A 17,057-nucleotide genomic window follows, 5' to 3' on the forward strand; every position below is an offset into this window, starting at 1 on the left:
CAAACAACCTGCCTGGGCAGTACACCTAGCGTGGTGCTGTCCCACCCACCCGAGGAGTGTCATGTCAGTTCTGTCCGAGGTGCTCGAGGCCAACGAGTCCTACGCAACCGCATTCGACAAGGGCGATCTCGCCCTGCCGCCCGCGCGCGGCTTCGCCATCCTCACCTGCATGGACGCCCGGCTGGACCCCGCCAAGTACGCCGGGCTCAGCGAAGGCGATGCGCACGTCATCCGTAACGCCGGGGGACGCGCGTCCGACGACGCCATCCGGTCCCTCGTGATCTCGTACAAGCTGCTGGGCACGAAGGAGTGGTTCGTCATCCACCACACCGACTGCGGCATGGAGTTCTTCACCGACGAGGTCATCCGCGGACTGCTCGCGAACTCCCTCGAGACCGCCGAGCTGCGCGCCGACGGCTTCGTGGACGTCGGCACCGGCCCCGGCTCCGCCGAGGCCGCATACATCGACTGGCTCACGATCAGCGACCAGGCCCAGGCCGTCGTCGACGATGTGGCCAGGATCAAGGCCCACCCGCTCGTCCCGGCGCGCATCCCGGTCTACGGCTATGTCTACGACGTCCGCACCGGTCGCCTCATCGAGGTGCCGGCAGCGACCACAGCAGGCGCAGCGTCCTGAGGACAACCGGATCGGCCGGTCTTGGCATCCGTTACAGGATGCCGGAGCCGGCCGTTTCCGCGTCCAGGTACCACCAGCGGCCGGCAGCGAGGCGGAACCGGCTGCGCTCGTGCTGCTCCCCCGCCTCGGCGCCGTGCCGCCAGCGCGCCCGGAATTCGACGATGCCGCCGGTGGTCCCGGCACCGACCGCGGGGGCGTCCAGGATGCGCAGTCCGACCCAGTGCACGTCGGGGTCAATGTCGATCCGCTCGGGCCGCGTTCGGGGGTGCCAGGTGTCGGCGAGGTAGCGAGCGTCACCGAGCGCGAACGCGCTGTACCGCGAGCGCATCAGCCGTTCCGGGCTCGGCGCCGCCTCGCCCCGGTGCAGCGGTCCGCAGCACCTTCCGTAGACGTTGCCACTGCCGCAGAGACAGGGATCCTGGTCGGCCGGGCGACGGATGCCCGACTGTGCCGCGGATCCGAAACTCATGTGAGAAGTCTATGAACCGCGAGCGCGGAGGCTTTCCTTAGAGCAGTCTCAGAGACCGGCCACCACGCTGTCCCCATGACCACGGCGACCCCGTCTCGCACCACCGTCACGGCACCGCATCCCTCTTCGCGGCTCCCGCAGCCTCTTACCTCACCGCGGGCGACCACCAGCGTGCGCGGCAGCCGTCGGGGGCGCTCTGCCCGGCGGGCATGGAATGTCGCTGCGACAGCCGTCATTTGGCTGACGAGCCTGTTCGTTCTTGCTCTGTGGGTGGCCGGCGGCGGCATCCAGGACCTGTGGGGATTCGACGCGGCGGCACTGAACAGCCTGGGCCGCCTCACCGGGCTCGTCGCGTCGAACCTCCTCCTCTACCAGGTGATCCTTCTTGCGCGTATCCCCCTGTTCGAGCGCGGGTTCGGCCGTGATGGCCTCACCCGGATGCACCGACTCGTCGGCTTCTGGTCTTTCGCGCTGATGCTCGCCCACATCGCACTCCTGGTGCTGGGGTACGCGGCAGCGGCCGATGTCAACATCGTCGTCCAGCTCTGGGAGTTCGTGTGGGATTACCCGGGGATGCTTCTCGCAACCGCCGGCACGATCCTCATCATCCTCGTCGCGATCACCTCGATGCGTCGTGCGCGAGCGAAGCTGCGCTACGAGTCCTGGCACCTGCTGCACCTGTACGCCTACCTGGGTGTCGGACTGGCGCTGCCCCACCAGCTGTGGACCGGCGCCGACTTCCTCTTCTCCCCCGTCGCCACCGCCTACTGGTGGGGCCTATGGGCTGTCAGCGCCGCAGCGATCGTTGTGTTCCGCATCCTGGTCCCCCTCGCGCGCTCGCTGCGTCACCGGGTGCGGGTTGCCGACGTTCGTCCTGATGGCGTGGGCGGCGTTGCGGTCACCATGACGGGGCGCCGGCTGGATCGCCTGGGCGCCCGCGCGGGCCAGTTCTTCATCTGGCGCTTCCTGAATGGCCCGGGAGCATCACGGGCCAATCCGTTCTCGTTGGCTGCAGCCCCCGACGGCAGGAGCCTGACGATCTCTGCCCGCATCGTCGGTGACGGCACCGCGCGTCTGGCGCGCCTCACACCCGGCACCCCCGTCCTGTTCGAGGGCCCGTACGGCACGATGACTGGCGATGCCCGCACCGGCTCGAAGCTTCTGATGATCGGCGCGGGAGCCGGAGTCGCGCCGTTGGTCTCTCTGCTTCAGGCCGAGGGTTACGCGCCCGGTGAGGCGACGCTGGTCACCCGCGACCACTCGACACAGGCAGCGCTGCGCACGGAAGCGATCGGCACGCTCGTCGCGCACCGAGGCCTCCGACACATCCCGCTTCCGGGTCCCCGCGCCCGGACAGCATCCTCGTGGCTGCCAGCCTCGCACGCCGCGTGGACGGGCTCCGATGCGCTGCGCCATCTCGCGCCCGACCTCGAGGACTACGACGTGTTCCTCTGCGGCCCCGCGCCATGGATGAAGGCCCTCGAGCACGACCTGCGAGCCGCGGGTGTTCACCGCACCCGCATCCATTCCGAGTCCTTCACCGTCTAACCCCTCGCACCACGGAGCCTCCGATGAAGCGCATCGTTTACGGACTTCTTGCCACCCTGAGCGGCGTGGTCCTCTTGTTCAGCTACCGCACCTCGCTTGAGGCCGTCATGCCGGTCGCCGCCGACAACACGGCAGGCACCACGAGCAGCACCACAACCGTCCCGGCGCCAGCGTCGACGTCATCGAGCTCAGCTGACGCCTCGGGTTCGACCGGAACATCCACCCCCTCGGCATCGCCGTCCCCGTCGACGACCACCACGCAACAGAACACAAGCGGCCTTGCCGACGGCACATACACGGGCGATGCGGTCCGCACCCGCTACGGCAACGTGCAGGTCCAGATCACGGTCAGCGGGGGCGTGATCACCGAGGTCCAGGTGCCGCAGTACCCGAACAGCAATCGCGAGGATCAGCAGATCAATGCCCGCGCACTGCCGGTGCTGATCTCCGAGACGACAAGCGCGCAAAGTGCGTCGATCCGCATGGTCTCGGGCGCCACCTACACCAGCCAGGGGTACACGCAGTCCCTCCAGAGCGCGCTGGATCAGGCACAGCAATGAGTTCCGACGAGCCTCGCGTCTGGGTCCAGACCATCATGGGAACTGTCGTCTCGGTCCACGCCTACGGCACCACCGCGTTCGTGAAGGATGCCGAGACCGCAGCATCCGTGGCTCGTGCGTTCAACGAGCTTCGCGAGGCAGACAGAATCTTCTCGACCTATCGCGAGGACTCGGAAATCAGCCGTCTCCGCCGCGGTGAGATCACACTCGACGATGCGCATCCGCTCGTTGCCGAGGTCGCCGCGGCGTGTCTGGACGCCGAGCAGCGCTCTGGCGGCCGGTTCTCGGCTACCTGGCGCGGTTGGTTCGACCCGACCGGCTACGTCAAAGGGTGGGCGGTCGAGCGGGCGGCACGGATGCACCTTCTGCCACTCCTGGCCGCAAACGGCGCGACAGCGATCGGTATCAACGCGGGCGGTGACATGCAGCTCGGCACCGCCGCGGGCAGCGACTGGGTCTGGCGCATCGGCATCGCCGACCCGCACCGCGCCGGTGAGGTTCTCGCGATCATCGACGTGGTCGATGGCGCGGTTGCGACCTCGGGGACAGCTGAGCGGGGTGTGCACATCCTGGACCCACGCTCCGGCGAGCCGGCGACCGGCGTGCGCAGCGCGACGGTCGTCGCCGACTCCCTGGCCGAGGCAGACCTCTGGGCAACCGTCGCAGTTGTGGGCGGCGACGACCTGTCGTGGGTTTCAGCGGCGCGCTCGCGGTCGGGCATGACGGTGACCGATGACGGAGGCGTTCGCCGGTGGCTGGGCACGACGGAGGTGGCGGTGGTCACGCGCGAGCACTCGGCAGCGTGATGAGAAAGGTCGTGCCGCTCGGTGAGGTCGACTCGACCTCGATCCGGCCCGAATAGCGAGTCAGCACGTCACGCACCAGCGCGAGCCCGAGTCCGAACCCGCGACGCCTGCCCGTCTCAGACCCACGGGCGAACCTCTCGAAGATGCGCTCCGCGTCGGCCGAGTCGATTCCGCTGCCGTGATCGCTGACGCGGATCTCCACGTCGTCGCGGGCGGTTGCAGCTGCGATCGTCACCGTCGCTCCCCGGGGACTGTGCTGGATCGCATTGTCGATGACAGCCATCAGAATGCGAGTCAGGGTGGGAAGCGGCATCCGCACCGCCCGGTCGCTCGAGAAGACCTCGAGCGACACCGCGCTGTCATCCGCGAGCGGCCGGAGGCGGGAGACCGCGGCATCCATCGCATCACCGACCGGCGAGACAGCAGTCGTCTCAGCCTTACCCTCGGCCGCCATCAACAGATCGGTGAGCATGTCGTTCATTGCGTCAGCGTCGGAGCGCAGCTGATCGAGAGCTTCGGCGACATCTCCGCCGCGTTCCAGCCGACGCTGCGCGATCTGGATGCGACTGGTCAGGGTCGTCAGCGGCGTGCGCAGTTCGTGACTGGCGTCGGCCACGAAGTTCCGCTGCAGCCGCAGCGCCTCGCCCAGCGGCTGCACGGCGCGGCGGGCAGCGAACCATGCGATCAGCGACAGGATGAGCACGCCCAGGATGCCGAGGCCGATCACCCACGGCAGCACCCGGTCGACGTCAACCACGAGGTCATCGTCAGACCCCCGATGGCCGCCGGGGAAGGGCGTTGCGTGCTCGTTGTTCTCGACACGCGCGCGAAGCAAGATCACGGCAACCAAGACCGACACACCGAGCGCGACGACGATCGCCGACACCGCAGCAACCCACACCCCCACCGAGAAGGCGGCCCGCTGCACGCGACGCCGGTCGGCAGCCTCCGGAGTGGTCATGACGGCTGCCCGACCCGGTAGCCGCGAGCGCGCACCGTCTCGATCATCTCGGGAACCGACTTGCGCCGGATGTAGTGGACGTACGTGTCGACCGACCCCGGCGTATCACCCTCGTGGAACACGGCACCCAGGATCTCTTCTCGACTGAACACGTGCTCGGGGCTGGCGCTGAGCACATCCAGCAACGCGGTCTCGGTCGTGGTGAGCGCGACCCGGCCGCCCGACGGCCCGTACAGCGCCTGGGACTCGGGGACGAACACCCACTCGCCGAGCGTGCGGCGGTGCTGCTCTGCACGGTAGCCGCGCACGAGAGCCCGGATGCGGGCGAGCAACTCACCGTAGTCGAATGGTTTCACGAGGTAGTCGTTGGCGCCGGCATCCAAACCCTCGACCCGGTCATCGACGGCGCCGAGGGCGGTCAGCAGCAGGATGGGCGTCGTAATGCGAGCGGTGCGGATCGCGCGAACCAGATCGATTCCGTCGCCGCCGGGAAGCCGCCGGTCGATAACCATCACGTCGAATCGCTGCTGCAGGGCGCGGGACCGAGCCGACGCGACGTCTGCCGCGTGAACGACGGTATGGAACTCCGAAAGCACCTCGATCGTCATCTGGGCGACGTCCTGATCGTCTTCGACGTACAGCACGTCGGCGTGCGGCCCGCTGTCGTACGGCATGATGCCTCCCGAGCCAACGCTAGCGCGCAGACCTATCCGTCTGCTGGAGCGCGGGGATCCTCCCCAACCGGGCGCGGGAATCGTGGACTGTGGATAGTGCCGCTCCGACGGATGCCGCGGGCTACCGTGGTGGACATGAACCGCCGCCGTCCGTTTCGAGCCGCGTCGATCGTGATCGCCGCGATGCTCGGTGTCGGTGCGCTGGCCGGCTGTGGGCCGACTGATCCGTCACCCGCCCCGACGCCCACCGGGTTCGCTTCCGAGGAGGAAGCATTCGCTGCCGCGGAAGCCACCTACCGGGCGTACGTGGATGCCTTGAACCAGGTTGATCTCAGCGACCCCTCGACGTTCGAGGAGGTCTATCGCTGGACCATGGGCGATGCGAATGCGGGAGCTCGAGAATCTTTCTCACAAATGCACGCCGACGGATGGCGCGTCTCCGGCGAAAGCAAGATCGTTTCCGTTCAGTCTCCTGCGGGTGGCGACCGGCCCGATGATGTCGGTGTTGCGATTGCTTGCCTAGATGTGTCCGCCGTCACACTCGACAATGCCGAAGGCAATTCCGTCGTCGACCCCGACCGTCCCGACATACAGGCCATAGCGATAAAGGTGGTTCCAGCGGACACCCCCACGGGAGCTGTCATCCAGTCGCTCGATGGCGGTGACGCAAGCGAATGCGCCCCGTAATCCGGGCTGGCGCCGTCGGCCTACTGATGGGCCTATGCCTCACGTTCACAAGCGTGGCCAGCGTCGCTGCGTCAACGGCTTGTGCTGGCGGATCTCCTTGGCAGGGCAATTGCAGCGTCTCGAACGACGGGAGCCAGGTCGACATTGGTGGCAGCGCGAATCAGCCGGGTTCTGGTGGGTACGGAAACGGCGACGCGGGCGGCTCGCAGGGCGATGGCGAATCCAGCGGCTCGAGTAGCGGCGGTACGGGCTCTACCGACCATGCAGCCCCGGCTGAGGAGTGCCCCATCGTGGGATGCCGAGGCAACTACACAGTGGTCACGTATCCGGACGTGACGATCGAAGATCTCGCGAGTTTCGTTCCGGCGCGTCCGAGCCTCGGTGGCGAGCCCGCCGGTTTCGGGGTCGTCGGAACGCCCACGAACATCGTGGCCGGAGCATCCACGCACACCCTCACCGGCCCGCTGCTCGGGTGGGACGTGACAGTCAGGTTCCGACCGGCCGGTTACGTCTTCGACTACGGCGACGGATCGGGCGCGCGGACAACGACCGGCGGTGCCACCTGGGCGTCGCTCGGACTCCCCCAGTTCAGTCCGACGTCAACGAGCCACGTCTATCGCGAGCGCGGGACGTACACCGTGTCCCTCACGCTGCAGTACTCGGCTGACGTCGACTTCGGGAGCGGCTGGCGCCCGGTCCCCGGCTACGTCAATGCCCCGGCTCCGCCCTACACCCTCGAGGTTCTCGAGGTCCGGACGGCCCTGGTCGACCGCACCTGCGCCGAGAACCCCACCGGCCCCGGCTGCTGAGCCCTCCGTCGGCCGCTCGCATCGTCGGCGGCGCATGCCAGGATGGGCGCGTGGCAGAACGATTGATGTTGCTCGACTCCGCGTCGCTGTATTTCCGGGCGTTCTACGGCGTACCCGACACGGTCAAGGCGCCGAACGGGATGCCGGTCAACGCGGTTCGCGGATTTCTCGACATGATCGCGAAACTCGTCACAACCTACGAGCCGACGCACCTCGTGGCCTGCTGGGACGACGACTGGCGCCCCCAATGGCGGGTCGATCTCATCCCGTCGTACAAGACGCACCGCGTCGTCGAGGTCGTCACGGGCGCCCCGGATGTCGAGGAGGTCCCGGATCCCCTCGAGGTGCAGGTGCCGCTCATCCGCAAGGCACTGTCCGCCCTCGGGATCACGATCATCGGCGCCGCCGAGCACGAGGCCGATGACGTCATCGGCACCCTCGCCACCACGGCGACGATGCCCGTCGATATCGTCACGGGTGACCGCGACCTCTTCCAGCTCGTCGACGATGAGCGCAGCATCCGTGTCATCTACACGGCGCGCGGCATGAGCAACCTCGAGCTGGTCACCGACCGCACCGTCGTGACGAAGTACGGAGTGCTGCCCAGCCAATACGCCGACTTCGCGACGCTTCGCGGCGACAGCTCCGACGGGCTGCCGGGTGTAGCCGGCATCGGCGAGAAGACGGCCGCTACGCTCCTCGCTGCGCACGGCGACCTTGCCGGCATCATCGGCGCCGCCGAGCGCGGCGAGGGAATGTCGGCCGGCGTTCGCGCCAAGATCACCGCGGGGCTCGACTACCTCGAGGTCGCGCCCACGGTCGTCGAAGTCGTCCGCGATCTCGACCTTCCCGCGCCTGACACGCACCTGCGACCGCTCGACGACGATCAGCGTGCAGCGGCGGTGACCCTCGCCGAAACCTGGGCGCTCGGCACTTCGGTCTCGCGGGTCATCGAGGTGCTCGCCACGACACGATGACGGCCGCCACCAGCAGCACACAGTAGGCGAGCACGACGACGAGGGATGCCAGCAGCACGGCATCCCACCCGCCGGTCACCTCGTGCAGGGCCCCCATCGCCGGTGCAGCCAGCGCCGCGGCCGCATAGCCCCCGCCCTGCACCAGTGCAGACATCCCGGCAGCCTCGGCGTCCGAACGAGCGATCGCGACAATCGTGCTGAAGATCACCACGAAGCCGCCGGCGTGTCCGATGGCCCCGAAACTCAGCCAAACCGCGGCCCACTCGGGCGCGATGATCATGCCCAGCGTCAGCAAGATCCACGACGTGCCAATCGCGATCGCCGGAACGATCCGCGGTGTGAACCGCGCCAACAGCGGAACCACGAAGGCTCCCACCACGGCCACCCCGTGGAAGAACGCCGTCAAGCCTCCCGCTGCTGCTGCGCTGACACCGAGATCGTCCGCAATGAGTGTGGGCAGCCAAGTCGCGAACCCGTAGTACACGGCAGCTTGCCCCGCGAACGCCAGAAGAAGCATCCACGGAATCGGGTTCCGGAACATCGAAACACCCTGCGTCGCCCCTCTCCCGAGCGGCACCGGTACCGGGCCGGTCAGCGTGTCGGCCTCACGGTCGGCCACGGATGCCACGGCGGGACGCTGTGCGCCCGAGAACCGCTCGCCCCAGAGCTCCCCGCGCGCGGCAGCCCGGCGCAGATGCAGGCCCCACAGCAGCATCCCGGCGATCGTGATCACCGACCACGCGACCAACGCGAGGTTCCATCCGATCACGGAGGCAATCGGCACCGTCAACAGTGACGTCAGCAGCGATCCCGCGTTGAGCATGGCGACGTAAGCAGCTGTGACCAGGGCTACCCGCTCGGGCACGACATCACGGCGGATGATGACGGGGATGACCACATTTCCGACCGTGATGGACGCGCCGATCACGATCATTCCGGCGAGCATCCATCCGAAGCCCGGAACGGCACGCAGGAAGGTGCCGAGCAGCACCCCCGTGAGGGTGATCATGAGCGCGAGCTCCGCCCCGGCGCGACGGATGACGAGAGCTGCCACCGGGGTCAGCAGCGCGAACATCAGCACAGGCGCGGTCGTGAGCAATCCGGCCGTTGCCGCACCGATGCCGAGATCGCTTTCGATCTGCCGCAGCACAGGTGTCGGTGAGACGATGGGTCCGCGAAGACTCAGCGCGGCGACGAGGATGCCGGCGATGACGAGCCCGGCGGCTCCTCCGGCGGCACCGGGAGCGATGCGTCGGTCAGAAGCCACCCGTCGAGTCTAGGGTCGCGTTATCGGCTTCCCGCGTCACGCACGTTGCATCATTCATACCCCTAGGGGTATCCTTGAACATAGACCGTCACAGACCCCGGAAGGACATCTCCCATGTGCTCTCAGATTCGTTGCTCCTCGTGCGGCAAGATCACCTGGACCGGCTGCGGCATGCACGTCGAGCAGGCCCTCGCCGGTGTTCCCAAAGATCAGCTCTGCACCTGCAACTGACGTCGCGCCCGCTCACCTCCGCGTGGCGGTCCACTCCTGCAGGCGCGCCAGCGGCCACGTCGTGACGATCCGGTCAGCCGGAACCCCGACGCGCTCCGCCCGCTCGGCGCCGTAATCCAGCAGCGACAGATGACCCGGCGCATGCGCGTCGGAGTCGATCGAGAACAGGCATCCCTTCGCCAGGGCGAGCGCGATCAGCTCATCCGGCGGATCCTCGCGTTCGGGACGCGAATTGATCTCGACAGCAACACCGTGTTCCGCGCACGCATCGAAGACGCGATCCGCATCGAACTCCGACGGCGGCCTCGTCCCCCGCTGGCCGCTGACCAGCCTGCCGGTCACATGCCCCAGAACATCGATCCTGCCGCTTCGCACTGCGCGCAGCATCCGTGTCGTCATGGGGCCGCGATCCATCCGCAGCTTCGAGTGCACTGATGCCACGACGATGTCCAGTGAGCACAGCAGGTCATCCTGCTGATCGAGCCCGCCGTCGTCGAGGATGTCGACCTCGATGCCCGTGAGCAGGGTGAACCGATCGTCGCGGAAGCTCTCCACGATCGGGATCTGCTCCCGCAGTCGCTGCGCCGACAGGCCGTTTGCCACCCGAAGCCGGGGCGAATGGTCGGTGAGCGCGAGGTACTCCCGCCCGAGCTCACGGGCGGCCTTCACCATCGCCGCAATCGGCGTCGTGCCGTCCGACCAATCGGAGTGGCTGTGCAGGTCGCCGCGCAGCAGCGCGCTGAGCGCAGAGGGCCGGATGCCGGCCCGTTCCCGCAACTCGGCGAGATAGTCCGGCACGCGCCCCTCCCGGGCCTGGACGATCACCGCGAGGGTCGAATCGCCGATCCCCTTCCGGCGCCGCAGCCCCGCGGTGTCGGCCAGCTGCGCGGCATCCAGCCCCTCGATCGCTGCGGCGGCAGCACGAAACGCTTTCGCCTTGTAGCGGATCGCCCGCTCGCGCTCCAGAAGCAGGGCGATCTCGATCAGCGCGTCGTACGGCTGCAGCTCCGGCTCGCTCATGCCGCCCAGCCTGACACGCCCCACCGACCGCGCGCATCGCCTTCTGCAGGTAGGCAAAATCCCGGGCGTAGGTCGATTGCTGTCGCGATCGACCTACGCCCGGGAGAAGTCCTACCTCCGGTAGGCGAGGTTCAGAGCATCAGGGGGTGACGCCCGCGCGCTTGACGACGACTGGGGCGCTGGCGAGGCGGTGGAGGGCCCAGCCGAACAGGATCGAGAGCACACCGATGCCCATGGCGAATGCGGAGACACCGAAGCTGACGACCGAGGTGAAGAGGGATGCCCGCAGGAACGACGCGTTCATCATGGTCGCGCGCACCGGATCTTCGCGGTCGAGTTCGGCGTAAGTGGCACCGCCGGATGCCTCGAGGGCGTGGCGCTGAATGATGTCGGCCTGCACGTAGGCGGTGAAGGGACCGGCAACGGTCTGGCCTTGGAAGGCGATCGCATCTTCGGGGATCGTGATGTTCTCGGCGCGCAACTGGCTCGAGACGGTAGCCCACACGACGATGCCCACGATGATGAGCAGGGCACCACCGACGATGCCGAGGATCCCCACCACCTTCACGAGACCGAGGTTGCGGGCAGGCGCCTGAACAGTATCAGCGGCGCTGGCTGTGTCGGTGGCGGACATGGCGATTTCTCCTTCAGGGACATGCATCGTCGGGGGGGATTCGGCGGTGTATCTCACCGTCGACATCCACGCTACGAAGCCGGTCGGCCTACGGACAGTGACGTAGGTCCCCCGACGAGAAATTCGGTGAATGGCCCAGGTCAGGGTGCGAGCGCGGCAGTCGCCTCGGCCCACGCGTGCAGTTTTGCCGCAGCCGCACCCGAGTCGATGGCCGCAGCGGCATCCGCTTGCGCATCCCGGAGGCGCTCCACGATCGGCAGCTGTGCCTGCGCGGCATCCTGTGACAGCCGGTACGCCACGATCCCCGCCGCCGCGTTCAACAGCACGATGTCACGCACCGGCCCAGCGTCTCCCGCCAAGACACGCCGAACGATCTCGGCGTTGTGGTCGGGCGCACCCCCGCGAAGGTCGTCGAGGGTCGCGAGCGGGATGCCGAGATCCCGCGGATCGAGATCGTGCTCGTGGATGTCGCCGCGCGACACCTCCCAGATGCGGCTGTGTCCGGTGGTGGTCAGTTCGTCCAGCCCATCGTCGCCGCGGAACACCAGCGCTGTCGCGCCGCGCGTGCGGAACACGCCGGTGATGAGGGGCACGCGGTCCAGGTGCGCAACCCCCACCGCATTGGCCTCGGCACGGGCGGGATTGCACAGCGGGCCGAGGAAATTGAAAACCGTGGGGACCCCGAGCTCGGCGCGCGTAGGCCCGGCGTGTCGGAAACCCGGGTGGAACGCGGCGGCGAACGCGAAGGTGATGCCCGCCCGGTCGAGGACCTCGGCCACGGCATCCGGACTCAGCCGCAGATCGACGCCGAGAGCCGACAGCACATCGGAAGACCCGGATGCCGAACTCGCCGCCTTGTTCCCGTGCTTGACGACCGGGATTCCCGTGGCCGCCGCGACGATCGAGGCCGTCGTGGAGACGTTCACGGTGCGGTGGCGGTCACCACCGGTTCCGACGATGTCCAGAACGTGAGGATCCACCGGAAGCGGCAACGCGGCCTCCAGGATCGCGTCGCGGAAACCCACGATTTCGTCTACGGTCTCGCCCTTGGCGCGCAGGGCGATGAGGAATCCTGCCAACTGTGACGGCGTCGCCTCCCCCGCCATGATCTGACGCATCGCCCACGTCGACTCCGACACGCTGAGGTCCTCGCCCTCGAGGAGCGCACTGATGATCGAGGACCAGGACGGCTGCTGGGTCATGGCTCCGAGCGTAGCGGGGCGGGCAACTGAGGTGCGCCTAAGTCGCAAACCACCTCACATCAGTGGTGGCTCATGCGAAACCTCAGGCAAATCTTCAGCCATAATGAAGAATGTGACCACCAGCTCAGCGACGTACTCCCAGGCCATGCGGTCGGTCAAGCGACCCGACCCGGTCGCAGTTGGAACCATCGTGTGGCTCGGCAGCGAAGTCATGCTCTTCGCCGGCCTTTTCGCGATCTATTTCACACTGCGAAGCACCTCCCCCGACCTGTGGGCCCAAGAGACCCAGCTGTTGAACGTCCCGTTCGCTGCGGTCAACACCACGATCCTGGTGCTCTCATCCGTCACCTGTCAGATGGGTGTGTTCGCCGCTGAGCGTTTCCAGCCGTACACGGTCAAGACCAACCGGTTCCGCGACCGCTGGGGCATGGTCGAGTGGTTCTGGCTGACCTTTGCTCTCGGCGCCATCTTCGTGTCGGGCCAGGTGTGGGAGTACGCCCAGCTCGTCGCCGAAGGGATGCCAATCCAGGCGAACGCGTACGCCTCGGCGTTCTACCTGACGACCGGCTTCCACGCCCTGCACGTGACCGGTGGCCTCATCGCCTTCCTCCTCGTGATCGGACGCGCCTTCGCGGTCAAGAACTTCGGCCGCAAGGAGATGACCTCGTCGATCGTCGTGTCGTACTACTGGCACTTCGTCGACGTGGTCTGGATCGCCCTGTTCTTCGTCATCTACTTCCTCAAGTAACCCGAGCGGAGCTGAATCACCCTCATGGCACGACAGACCAAGCGCCGCTCGACCGGCCGCCGGAGCCCCTGGGCAGCGACCGCACTGATCGGCATCGGACTGCTCATCACGGGCGGCGTCTACGCGGGCGCCTCCGCTGCGATGGCAGCCACCGAACCCGACACCGCCACGGCGACCAGCCTGACGATCGAGGACGGCAAGAAGCTGTTCCAGGCCAACTGCGCCACCTGCCACGGCCTTGACCTGCAGGGCACCGAGAACGGCCCCTCGCTCTATGGTGTCGGCGCCGTCGCCGTCGACTTCCAGGTCGGCACGGGCCGGATGCCGCTGCAGATGCAGGGTCCCCAGGCCCCCCAGAAGCCGGTGCAGTTCACCGACGAGCAGATCCTCGCGATGGCCAACTACGTGCAGTCCGTCGCTCCCGGTCCCGACTTCCCGGACCCCGAGATCCTCGACGGTGAAGGCGACGTCGCACGCGGAGCTGAGCTGTTCCGCATCAACTGCGCAATGTGTCACAACGTCGCCGGCGCCGGTGGCGCCCTGACCGAGGGCAAGTACGCTCCCGCCCTGACCGAGGTCAGCGCTCTGCACATTTACGCCGCGATGGTCACCGGCCCCCAGAACATGCCGGTGTTCAACGACATGTACCTGACCGACGAGGACAAGCGAGACATCATCTCGTCGCTGCTGTACATCCAGCAGACCGAGTCCCCCGGTGGATTCAAGCTCGGGTCGCTCGGACCGGTCGCTGAGGGTCTGTTCATCTGGATCTTCGGGATCAGCACCCTGATCGGCATCACCGTGTGGATCACGGCGAAATCCAACTGACCCCGCATACCGAATACGTAGCAAGACGCTAGAGGAGCACCATGGCACACGAGGACGACCCGCACGGCCTCGACAGGGCGTCGTACCAGCCCTCGTCGGGAACGGCCGTCGCCGTCACCGACCCCGTGCGTAACCCCGAGCTTCCGCCGCACCGTGAGCGGATGACCGACAAGGACCCGGCGGCGATGAAGCGCGCCGTCCGCACGATCTACACGCTCTTCTACATCTCGGTAGCCGGGTCGCTGTGGGCAGTTGCCGCCTACATGATCTTCCCGATCGAGAGCGGCGAGATCCCGGCGATCCGCGACAACAACCTCTTCATCGGCCTCGGCATCGCCCTCGCGCTGCTGGCTATTGGTGTCGCCGCGATCCACTGGTCCAAGGCGGTGATGTCCGACAAGGAGCACACCGAGGCCCGCCACCCCACTCGTGGCACCGACGCGACGCGTGCCGGCGCCGTAGCCGTCTTCGAAGCCGCCAACGAGGAGTCAGGATTCGGACGACGCACCGTCATCCGCGGCGGCCTCTTCGCGGCCCTGATCGCCTCGATCCTTCCGGCGATCACCCTCTTCCGTGGTCTTGCCCCCGAGAACACTCCCGAGCGCCCCAACGCGGGCAACCCGGTGTACCTCCTCAGCCACACCATGTGGAAGCCCGGCATGCGTCTGGCCAAGGACCCCGAGGGCACGCCGATCAAGGCATCCGAGGTCACTCTCGGCTCGGCGGTGCACGTGATCCCCGAGCCGCTCGCCGAACTCAGCCACGAAGAGGGCTACCTCGAAGAGAAGGCCAAGGCGATCGTGCTGCTGGTGCGCATGCTGCCCGAGCAGATCACCGAAACACCTGAGCGGGCGACCTGGTCGTACGACGGCATCGTCGCTTACTCCAAGGTCTGCACCCACGTCGGCTGCCCGGTGGCTCTCTACGAGCAGCAGACGCACCACCTGCTGTGCCCCTGCCACCAGTCGCAGTTCGACGTCTCAGACGGCGCGAAGGTCATCTTCGGCCCCGCTGCCCGCCCGCTGCCGCAGCTGCCCATCGAGGTGGATGACGAGGGCTACCTCGTCGCGCAGAGCGACTTCACCGAACCCGTCGGCCCGAGCTTCTGGGAGCGCAGTTGAGCACCGCCACCGCTACTGACGAGACGGCCGTCGGTACCTCCAGAGAAAAGCCGCTCGGCGGCCGATTCGTCGGCGCCACCGCGAACTACCTCGACGAGCGCACCAGCCTCTCGGGTCTGGTCAAAGAGCTCGGCCGCAAGATCTTCCCCGACCACTGGTCGTTCATGCTCGGTGAGATCGCCCTGTGGAGCTTCGTCGTCGTCCTCCTCTCGGGGACGTTCCTGACGTTCTTCTTCCAAGCATCGATGGTTCCCACCCATTACACGGGTGCATACATCCCGATGCGTGGCGTGGAGATGTCGGCAGCGCTGGACTCGACCCTGCGGATCTCGTTTGACATCCGCGGCGGCCTGCTCGTACGCCAGATCCACCACTGGGCAGCGCTCGTGTTCATCGCCGGTATCGGCGTGCACATGCTGCGCGTGTTCTTCACCGGCGCGTTCCGCAAGCCCCGCGAACTGAACTGGATGATCGGCTTCGTGCTGTTCGTCCTCGCGATGGGTGAGGGCTTCACCGGCTACTCGCTCCCCGACGACCTGCTCTCGGGTAATGGCCTCCGAATCATCGACGGCATGATCAAGGGCATCCCGCTGATCGGCACCTGGACCTCGTTCCTGCTGTTCGGCGGCGAGTTCCCCGGCATGCAGATCGTCGGACGCCTGTACACGCTGCACATCCTGCTGCTGCCGGCGATCCTGGTCGCGCTGCTCGCGGCACACCTGATCCTCATGATCATCAACAAGCACACGCAGTTCGCCGGCCCCGGCCGGTCGAACGACAACGTCGTGGGCTACCCGATGCTCCCGGTGTACGCCTCGAAGATGGGTGGATTCTTCTTCATCGTCTTCGGTGTGATCGTGCTGATCGCATCCCTCTTCACGATCAACCCGGTCTGGAACTACGGTCCCTATGACCCCTCGCCGGTGTCTGCGGGTACCCAGCCTGACTGGTACATCGGATTCGCCGACGGTGCGCTACGTCTCGTGCCGCCGCACCTCGAGACGGTCTTCTGGGATCACACCTGGTCGTGGAACATCATCCTGCCGATCACGGTGCTGGTGCTCTTCATCGCCCTGGTCGCGTTCTACCCCTTCATCGAGGCGTGGATCACCGGTGACAAGCGCGAGCACCACATCGCGCAGCGTCCGCGCAACGCCCCGACACGCACCGCCATCGGCGCCGCCGGCGTCACCTTCTACGCCGTGCTGTGGGCAGCAGCGTCCTCCGACATCATCGCGACCCACTTCTGGGTCACGATGGAGGGTGTCATCCATACGCTGCAGGCTCTGCTCTTCGTGGGTCCGGTGATCGCGTACTTCGTCACGAAGCGCATCGCGATTGCGCTGCAGAAGAAGGACCGTGAGATCGCGCTGCACGGCTACGAGTCCGGTCGTATCGTCCGCCTCCCCGGTGGCGAGTACATCGAGGTCCACCAGCCTGTTGACGAGTACGAGCGCTGGAAGCTCGTGGACTTCGAGACCTACGAGCCGCTGGTCGTTCGTCCGAACTCGCGTGGGCAGATTCCGTGGCACCAGAACTTCCGTGCCTCGCTGTCGCGCTGGTTCTTCGAAGACCGCCTCGCTCCTGTCACGCAGGCCGAGGTCGACGAGGCGCTCTCGCACCAGCACCACGAGCTCGACCACATCGCCGAGCAGGAGGATGCCGAGATCCAGGCGATGCACGAGCGCGCCGGGGTTCCGGATGCTCCGCACCACCCGATCACCGACGGCAAGCAGTCCGAGACGGCTGTGCGCCCGACGAACGTGATCGTCACTGACGAGGTCGTGGAGAACACGGCTGCCGATAAGGGCACGTCGAACACGGATGTCGATCCTGACGACGACGTTCACCCCAGCGGCGACACGAAGTAGTCCCGAA

At 67.0% G+C, this 17,057-nt stretch carries 18 protein-coding genes; 11 read left to right on the forward strand and 7 right to left on the reverse strand.

Annotation, left to right across the window (positions count from 1 at the left end; translation table 11 throughout):
* The first annotated feature begins 61 nt into the window (after positions 1-61).
* On the forward strand, positions 62-637 hold the full coding sequence (locus tag B4F19_RS08335) for a beta-class carbonic anhydrase (protein WP_228178635.1): 576 nt from the start codon (positions 62-64) through the stop codon (positions 635-637).
* A 31-nt stretch (positions 638-668) separates the two neighbouring features.
* On the opposite strand, the gene B4F19_RS08340 is transcribed toward B4F19_RS08335, so the two are convergent.
* The gene (locus tag B4F19_RS08340) at positions 669-1,106 is read right to left on the reverse strand and encodes a YchJ family protein (protein WP_292734095.1); all 438 of its coding nucleotides are present in this window, start codon (positions 1,104-1,106) and stop codon (positions 669-671) included.
* Positions 1,107-1,181: 75 nt separating this feature from the next.
* Here B4F19_RS08340 and B4F19_RS08345 point away from each other — a divergent pair, with 75 nt between their 5' ends.
* The 3 genes from B4F19_RS08345 to B4F19_RS08355 are packed head-to-tail and all read left to right on the forward strand — an operon-like array spanning position 1,182 to position 4,020.
* The gene (locus B4F19_RS08345; protein ID WP_292734098.1) at positions 1,182-2,654 is read left to right on the forward strand and encodes a ferredoxin reductase family protein; all 1,473 of its coding nucleotides are present in this window, start codon (positions 1,182-1,184) and stop codon (positions 2,652-2,654) included.
* 23 nt (positions 2,655-2,677) lie between these two features.
* On the forward strand, positions 2,678-3,214 hold the full coding sequence (locus B4F19_RS08350) for an FMN-binding protein (protein WP_292734101.1): 537 nt from the start codon (positions 2,678-2,680) through the stop codon (positions 3,212-3,214).
* A complete protein-coding gene (locus B4F19_RS08355; protein WP_292734104.1) occupies positions 3,211-4,020 on the forward strand; it encodes an FAD:protein FMN transferase in 810 nt (269 codons plus the stop codon). The genes B4F19_RS08350 and B4F19_RS08355 overlap by 4 nt, the downstream gene beginning before the upstream one ends.
* Here B4F19_RS08355 and B4F19_RS08360 read toward each other — a convergent pair.
* Both B4F19_RS08360 and B4F19_RS08365 read right to left on the reverse strand, forming a co-directional pair.
* Positions 3,995-4,981, reverse strand: a complete 987-nt coding sequence (locus B4F19_RS08360; RefSeq protein ID WP_292734108.1) for a sensor histidine kinase — start codon at positions 4,979-4,981, stop codon at positions 3,995-3,997. The genes B4F19_RS08355 and B4F19_RS08360 overlap by 26 nt on opposite strands.
* Positions 4,978-5,655: a response regulator transcription factor gene (locus tag B4F19_RS08365; RefSeq protein ID WP_228178629.1), complete on the reverse strand. Its 678-nt coding sequence runs from the start codon at positions 5,653-5,655 to the stop codon at positions 4,978-4,980. The genes B4F19_RS08360 and B4F19_RS08365 overlap by 4 nt, the downstream gene beginning before the upstream one ends.
* A 135-nt stretch (positions 5,656-5,790) precedes the next feature.
* On the opposite strand from B4F19_RS08365, the gene B4F19_RS08370 reads away from it, so the two are divergent.
* The 3 genes from B4F19_RS08370 to B4F19_RS08380 all read left to right on the forward strand — a co-directional run bounded on the left by B4F19_RS08370 (position 5,791) and on the right by B4F19_RS08380 (position 8,128).
* On the forward strand, positions 5,791-6,342 hold the full coding sequence (locus B4F19_RS08370) for a hypothetical protein (protein WP_292734110.1): 552 nt from the start codon (positions 5,791-5,793) through the stop codon (positions 6,340-6,342).
* A 332-nt stretch (positions 6,343-6,674) separates the two neighbouring features.
* Entirely contained in the window at positions 6,675-7,151 is a 477-nt protein-coding gene (locus B4F19_RS08375) for a hypothetical protein (protein ID WP_292734114.1), read from the forward strand.
* A 50-nt stretch (positions 7,152-7,201) separates the two neighbouring features.
* The gene (locus B4F19_RS08380) at positions 7,202-8,128 is read left to right on the forward strand and encodes a 5'-3' exonuclease (protein ID WP_292734116.1); all 927 of its coding nucleotides are present in this window, start codon (positions 7,202-7,204) and stop codon (positions 8,126-8,128) included.
* Here the strand turns inward: B4F19_RS08380 and B4F19_RS08385 are convergent.
* The 4 genes from B4F19_RS08385 to trpD all read right to left on the reverse strand — a co-directional run bounded on the left by B4F19_RS08385 (position 8,100) and on the right by trpD (position 12,482).
* Positions 8,100-9,395: a CynX/NimT family MFS transporter gene (locus B4F19_RS08385; protein WP_292734119.1), complete on the reverse strand. Its 1,296-nt coding sequence runs from the start codon at positions 9,393-9,395 to the stop codon at positions 8,100-8,102. The genes B4F19_RS08380 and B4F19_RS08385 overlap by 29 nt on opposite strands.
* Positions 9,396-9,638: 243 nt before the next feature.
* Complete coding sequence (locus B4F19_RS08390) at positions 9,639-10,631, reverse strand: PHP domain-containing protein (protein WP_292734183.1); 993 nt, start codon at positions 10,629-10,631, stop codon at positions 9,639-9,641.
* A 154-nt stretch (positions 10,632-10,785) separates the two neighbouring features.
* Positions 10,786-11,280: an aromatic ring-opening dioxygenase LigA gene (locus B4F19_RS08395; RefSeq protein WP_292728003.1), complete on the reverse strand. Its 495-nt coding sequence runs from the start codon at positions 11,278-11,280 to the stop codon at positions 10,786-10,788.
* Between the two features lie 140 nt (positions 11,281-11,420).
* Positions 11,421-12,482 (reverse strand): anthranilate phosphoribosyltransferase, encoded by a 1,062-nt coding sequence (gene trpD / locus B4F19_RS08400; RefSeq protein WP_292734122.1) that lies wholly within the window; start codon positions 12,480-12,482, stop codon positions 11,421-11,423.
* 103 nt (positions 12,483-12,585) lie between these two features.
* Here trpD and B4F19_RS08405 point away from each other — a divergent pair, with 103 nt between their 5' ends.
* Genes B4F19_RS08405 through B4F19_RS08420 form a run of 4 tightly spaced genes read left to right on the forward strand, consistent with a single transcriptional unit; the run spans position 12,586 to position 17,050 of the window.
* Positions 12,586-13,230, forward strand: coding sequence for a cytochrome c oxidase subunit 3 (locus tag B4F19_RS08405; RefSeq protein WP_292734125.1), 645 nt, complete (start codon positions 12,586-12,588; stop codon positions 13,228-13,230).
* Positions 13,231-13,254: 24 nt separating this feature from the next.
* Positions 13,255-14,058: a c-type cytochrome gene (locus B4F19_RS08410; protein WP_228178621.1), complete on the forward strand. Its 804-nt coding sequence runs from the start codon at positions 13,255-13,257 to the stop codon at positions 14,056-14,058.
* A 41-nt stretch (positions 14,059-14,099) separates the two neighbouring features.
* Positions 14,100-15,179: a ubiquinol-cytochrome c reductase iron-sulfur subunit gene (locus B4F19_RS08415; RefSeq protein WP_292734128.1), complete on the forward strand. Its 1,080-nt coding sequence runs from the start codon at positions 14,100-14,102 to the stop codon at positions 15,177-15,179.
* A complete protein-coding gene (locus B4F19_RS08420) occupies positions 15,176-17,050 on the forward strand; it encodes a cytochrome b (RefSeq protein WP_292734131.1) in 1,875 nt (624 codons plus the stop codon). Before B4F19_RS08415 ends, B4F19_RS08420 begins: the two co-directional genes overlap by 4 nt.
* The last annotated feature ends 7 nt before the right edge of the window (positions 17,051-17,057 follow it).

Origin of the sequence: Microbacterium sp. UBA1097, from assembly GCF_002313585.1 — a bacterium.
Classification (GTDB): domain Bacteria; phylum Actinomycetota; class Actinomycetes; order Actinomycetales; family Microbacteriaceae; genus Microbacterium.

Coding starts and splice junctions, on each gene's coding strand:
- B4F19_RS08335 (WP_228178635.1), top strand. CDS start 62: ATGTCAGTTCTGTCCGAGGTGCTCGAGGCCAACGAGTCCTACGCAACC.
- B4F19_RS08340 (WP_292734095.1), bottom strand. CDS start 1,106: ATGAGTTTCGGATCCGCGGCACAGTCGGGCATCCGTCGCCCGGCCGAC.
- B4F19_RS08345 (WP_292734098.1), top strand. CDS start 1,182: ATGACCACGGCGACCCCGTCTCGCACCACCGTCACGGCACCGCATCCC.
- B4F19_RS08350 (WP_292734101.1), top strand. CDS start 2,678: ATGAAGCGCATCGTTTACGGACTTCTTGCCACCCTGAGCGGCGTGGTC.
- B4F19_RS08355 (WP_292734104.1), top strand. CDS start 3,211: ATGAGTTCCGACGAGCCTCGCGTCTGGGTCCAGACCATCATGGGAACT.
- B4F19_RS08360 (WP_292734108.1), bottom strand. CDS start 4,981: ATGACCACTCCGGAGGCTGCCGACCGGCGTCGCGTGCAGCGGGCCGCC.
- B4F19_RS08365 (WP_228178629.1), bottom strand. CDS start 5,655: ATGCCGTACGACAGCGGGCCGCACGCCGACGTGCTGTACGTCGAAGAC.
- B4F19_RS08370 (WP_292734110.1), top strand. CDS start 5,791: ATGAACCGCCGCCGTCCGTTTCGAGCCGCGTCGATCGTGATCGCCGCG.
- B4F19_RS08395 (WP_292728003.1), bottom strand. CDS start 11,280: ATGTCCGCCACCGACACAGCCAGCGCCGCTGATACTGTTCAGGCGCCT.
- trpD (WP_292734122.1), bottom strand. CDS start 12,482: ATGACCCAGCAGCCGTCCTGGTCCTCGATCATCAGTGCGCTCCTCGAG.
- B4F19_RS08405 (WP_292734125.1), top strand. CDS start 12,586: ATGAAGAATGTGACCACCAGCTCAGCGACGTACTCCCAGGCCATGCGG.
- B4F19_RS08410 (WP_228178621.1), top strand. CDS start 13,255: ATGGCACGACAGACCAAGCGCCGCTCGACCGGCCGCCGGAGCCCCTGG.
- B4F19_RS08415 (WP_292734128.1), top strand. CDS start 14,100: ATGGCACACGAGGACGACCCGCACGGCCTCGACAGGGCGTCGTACCAG.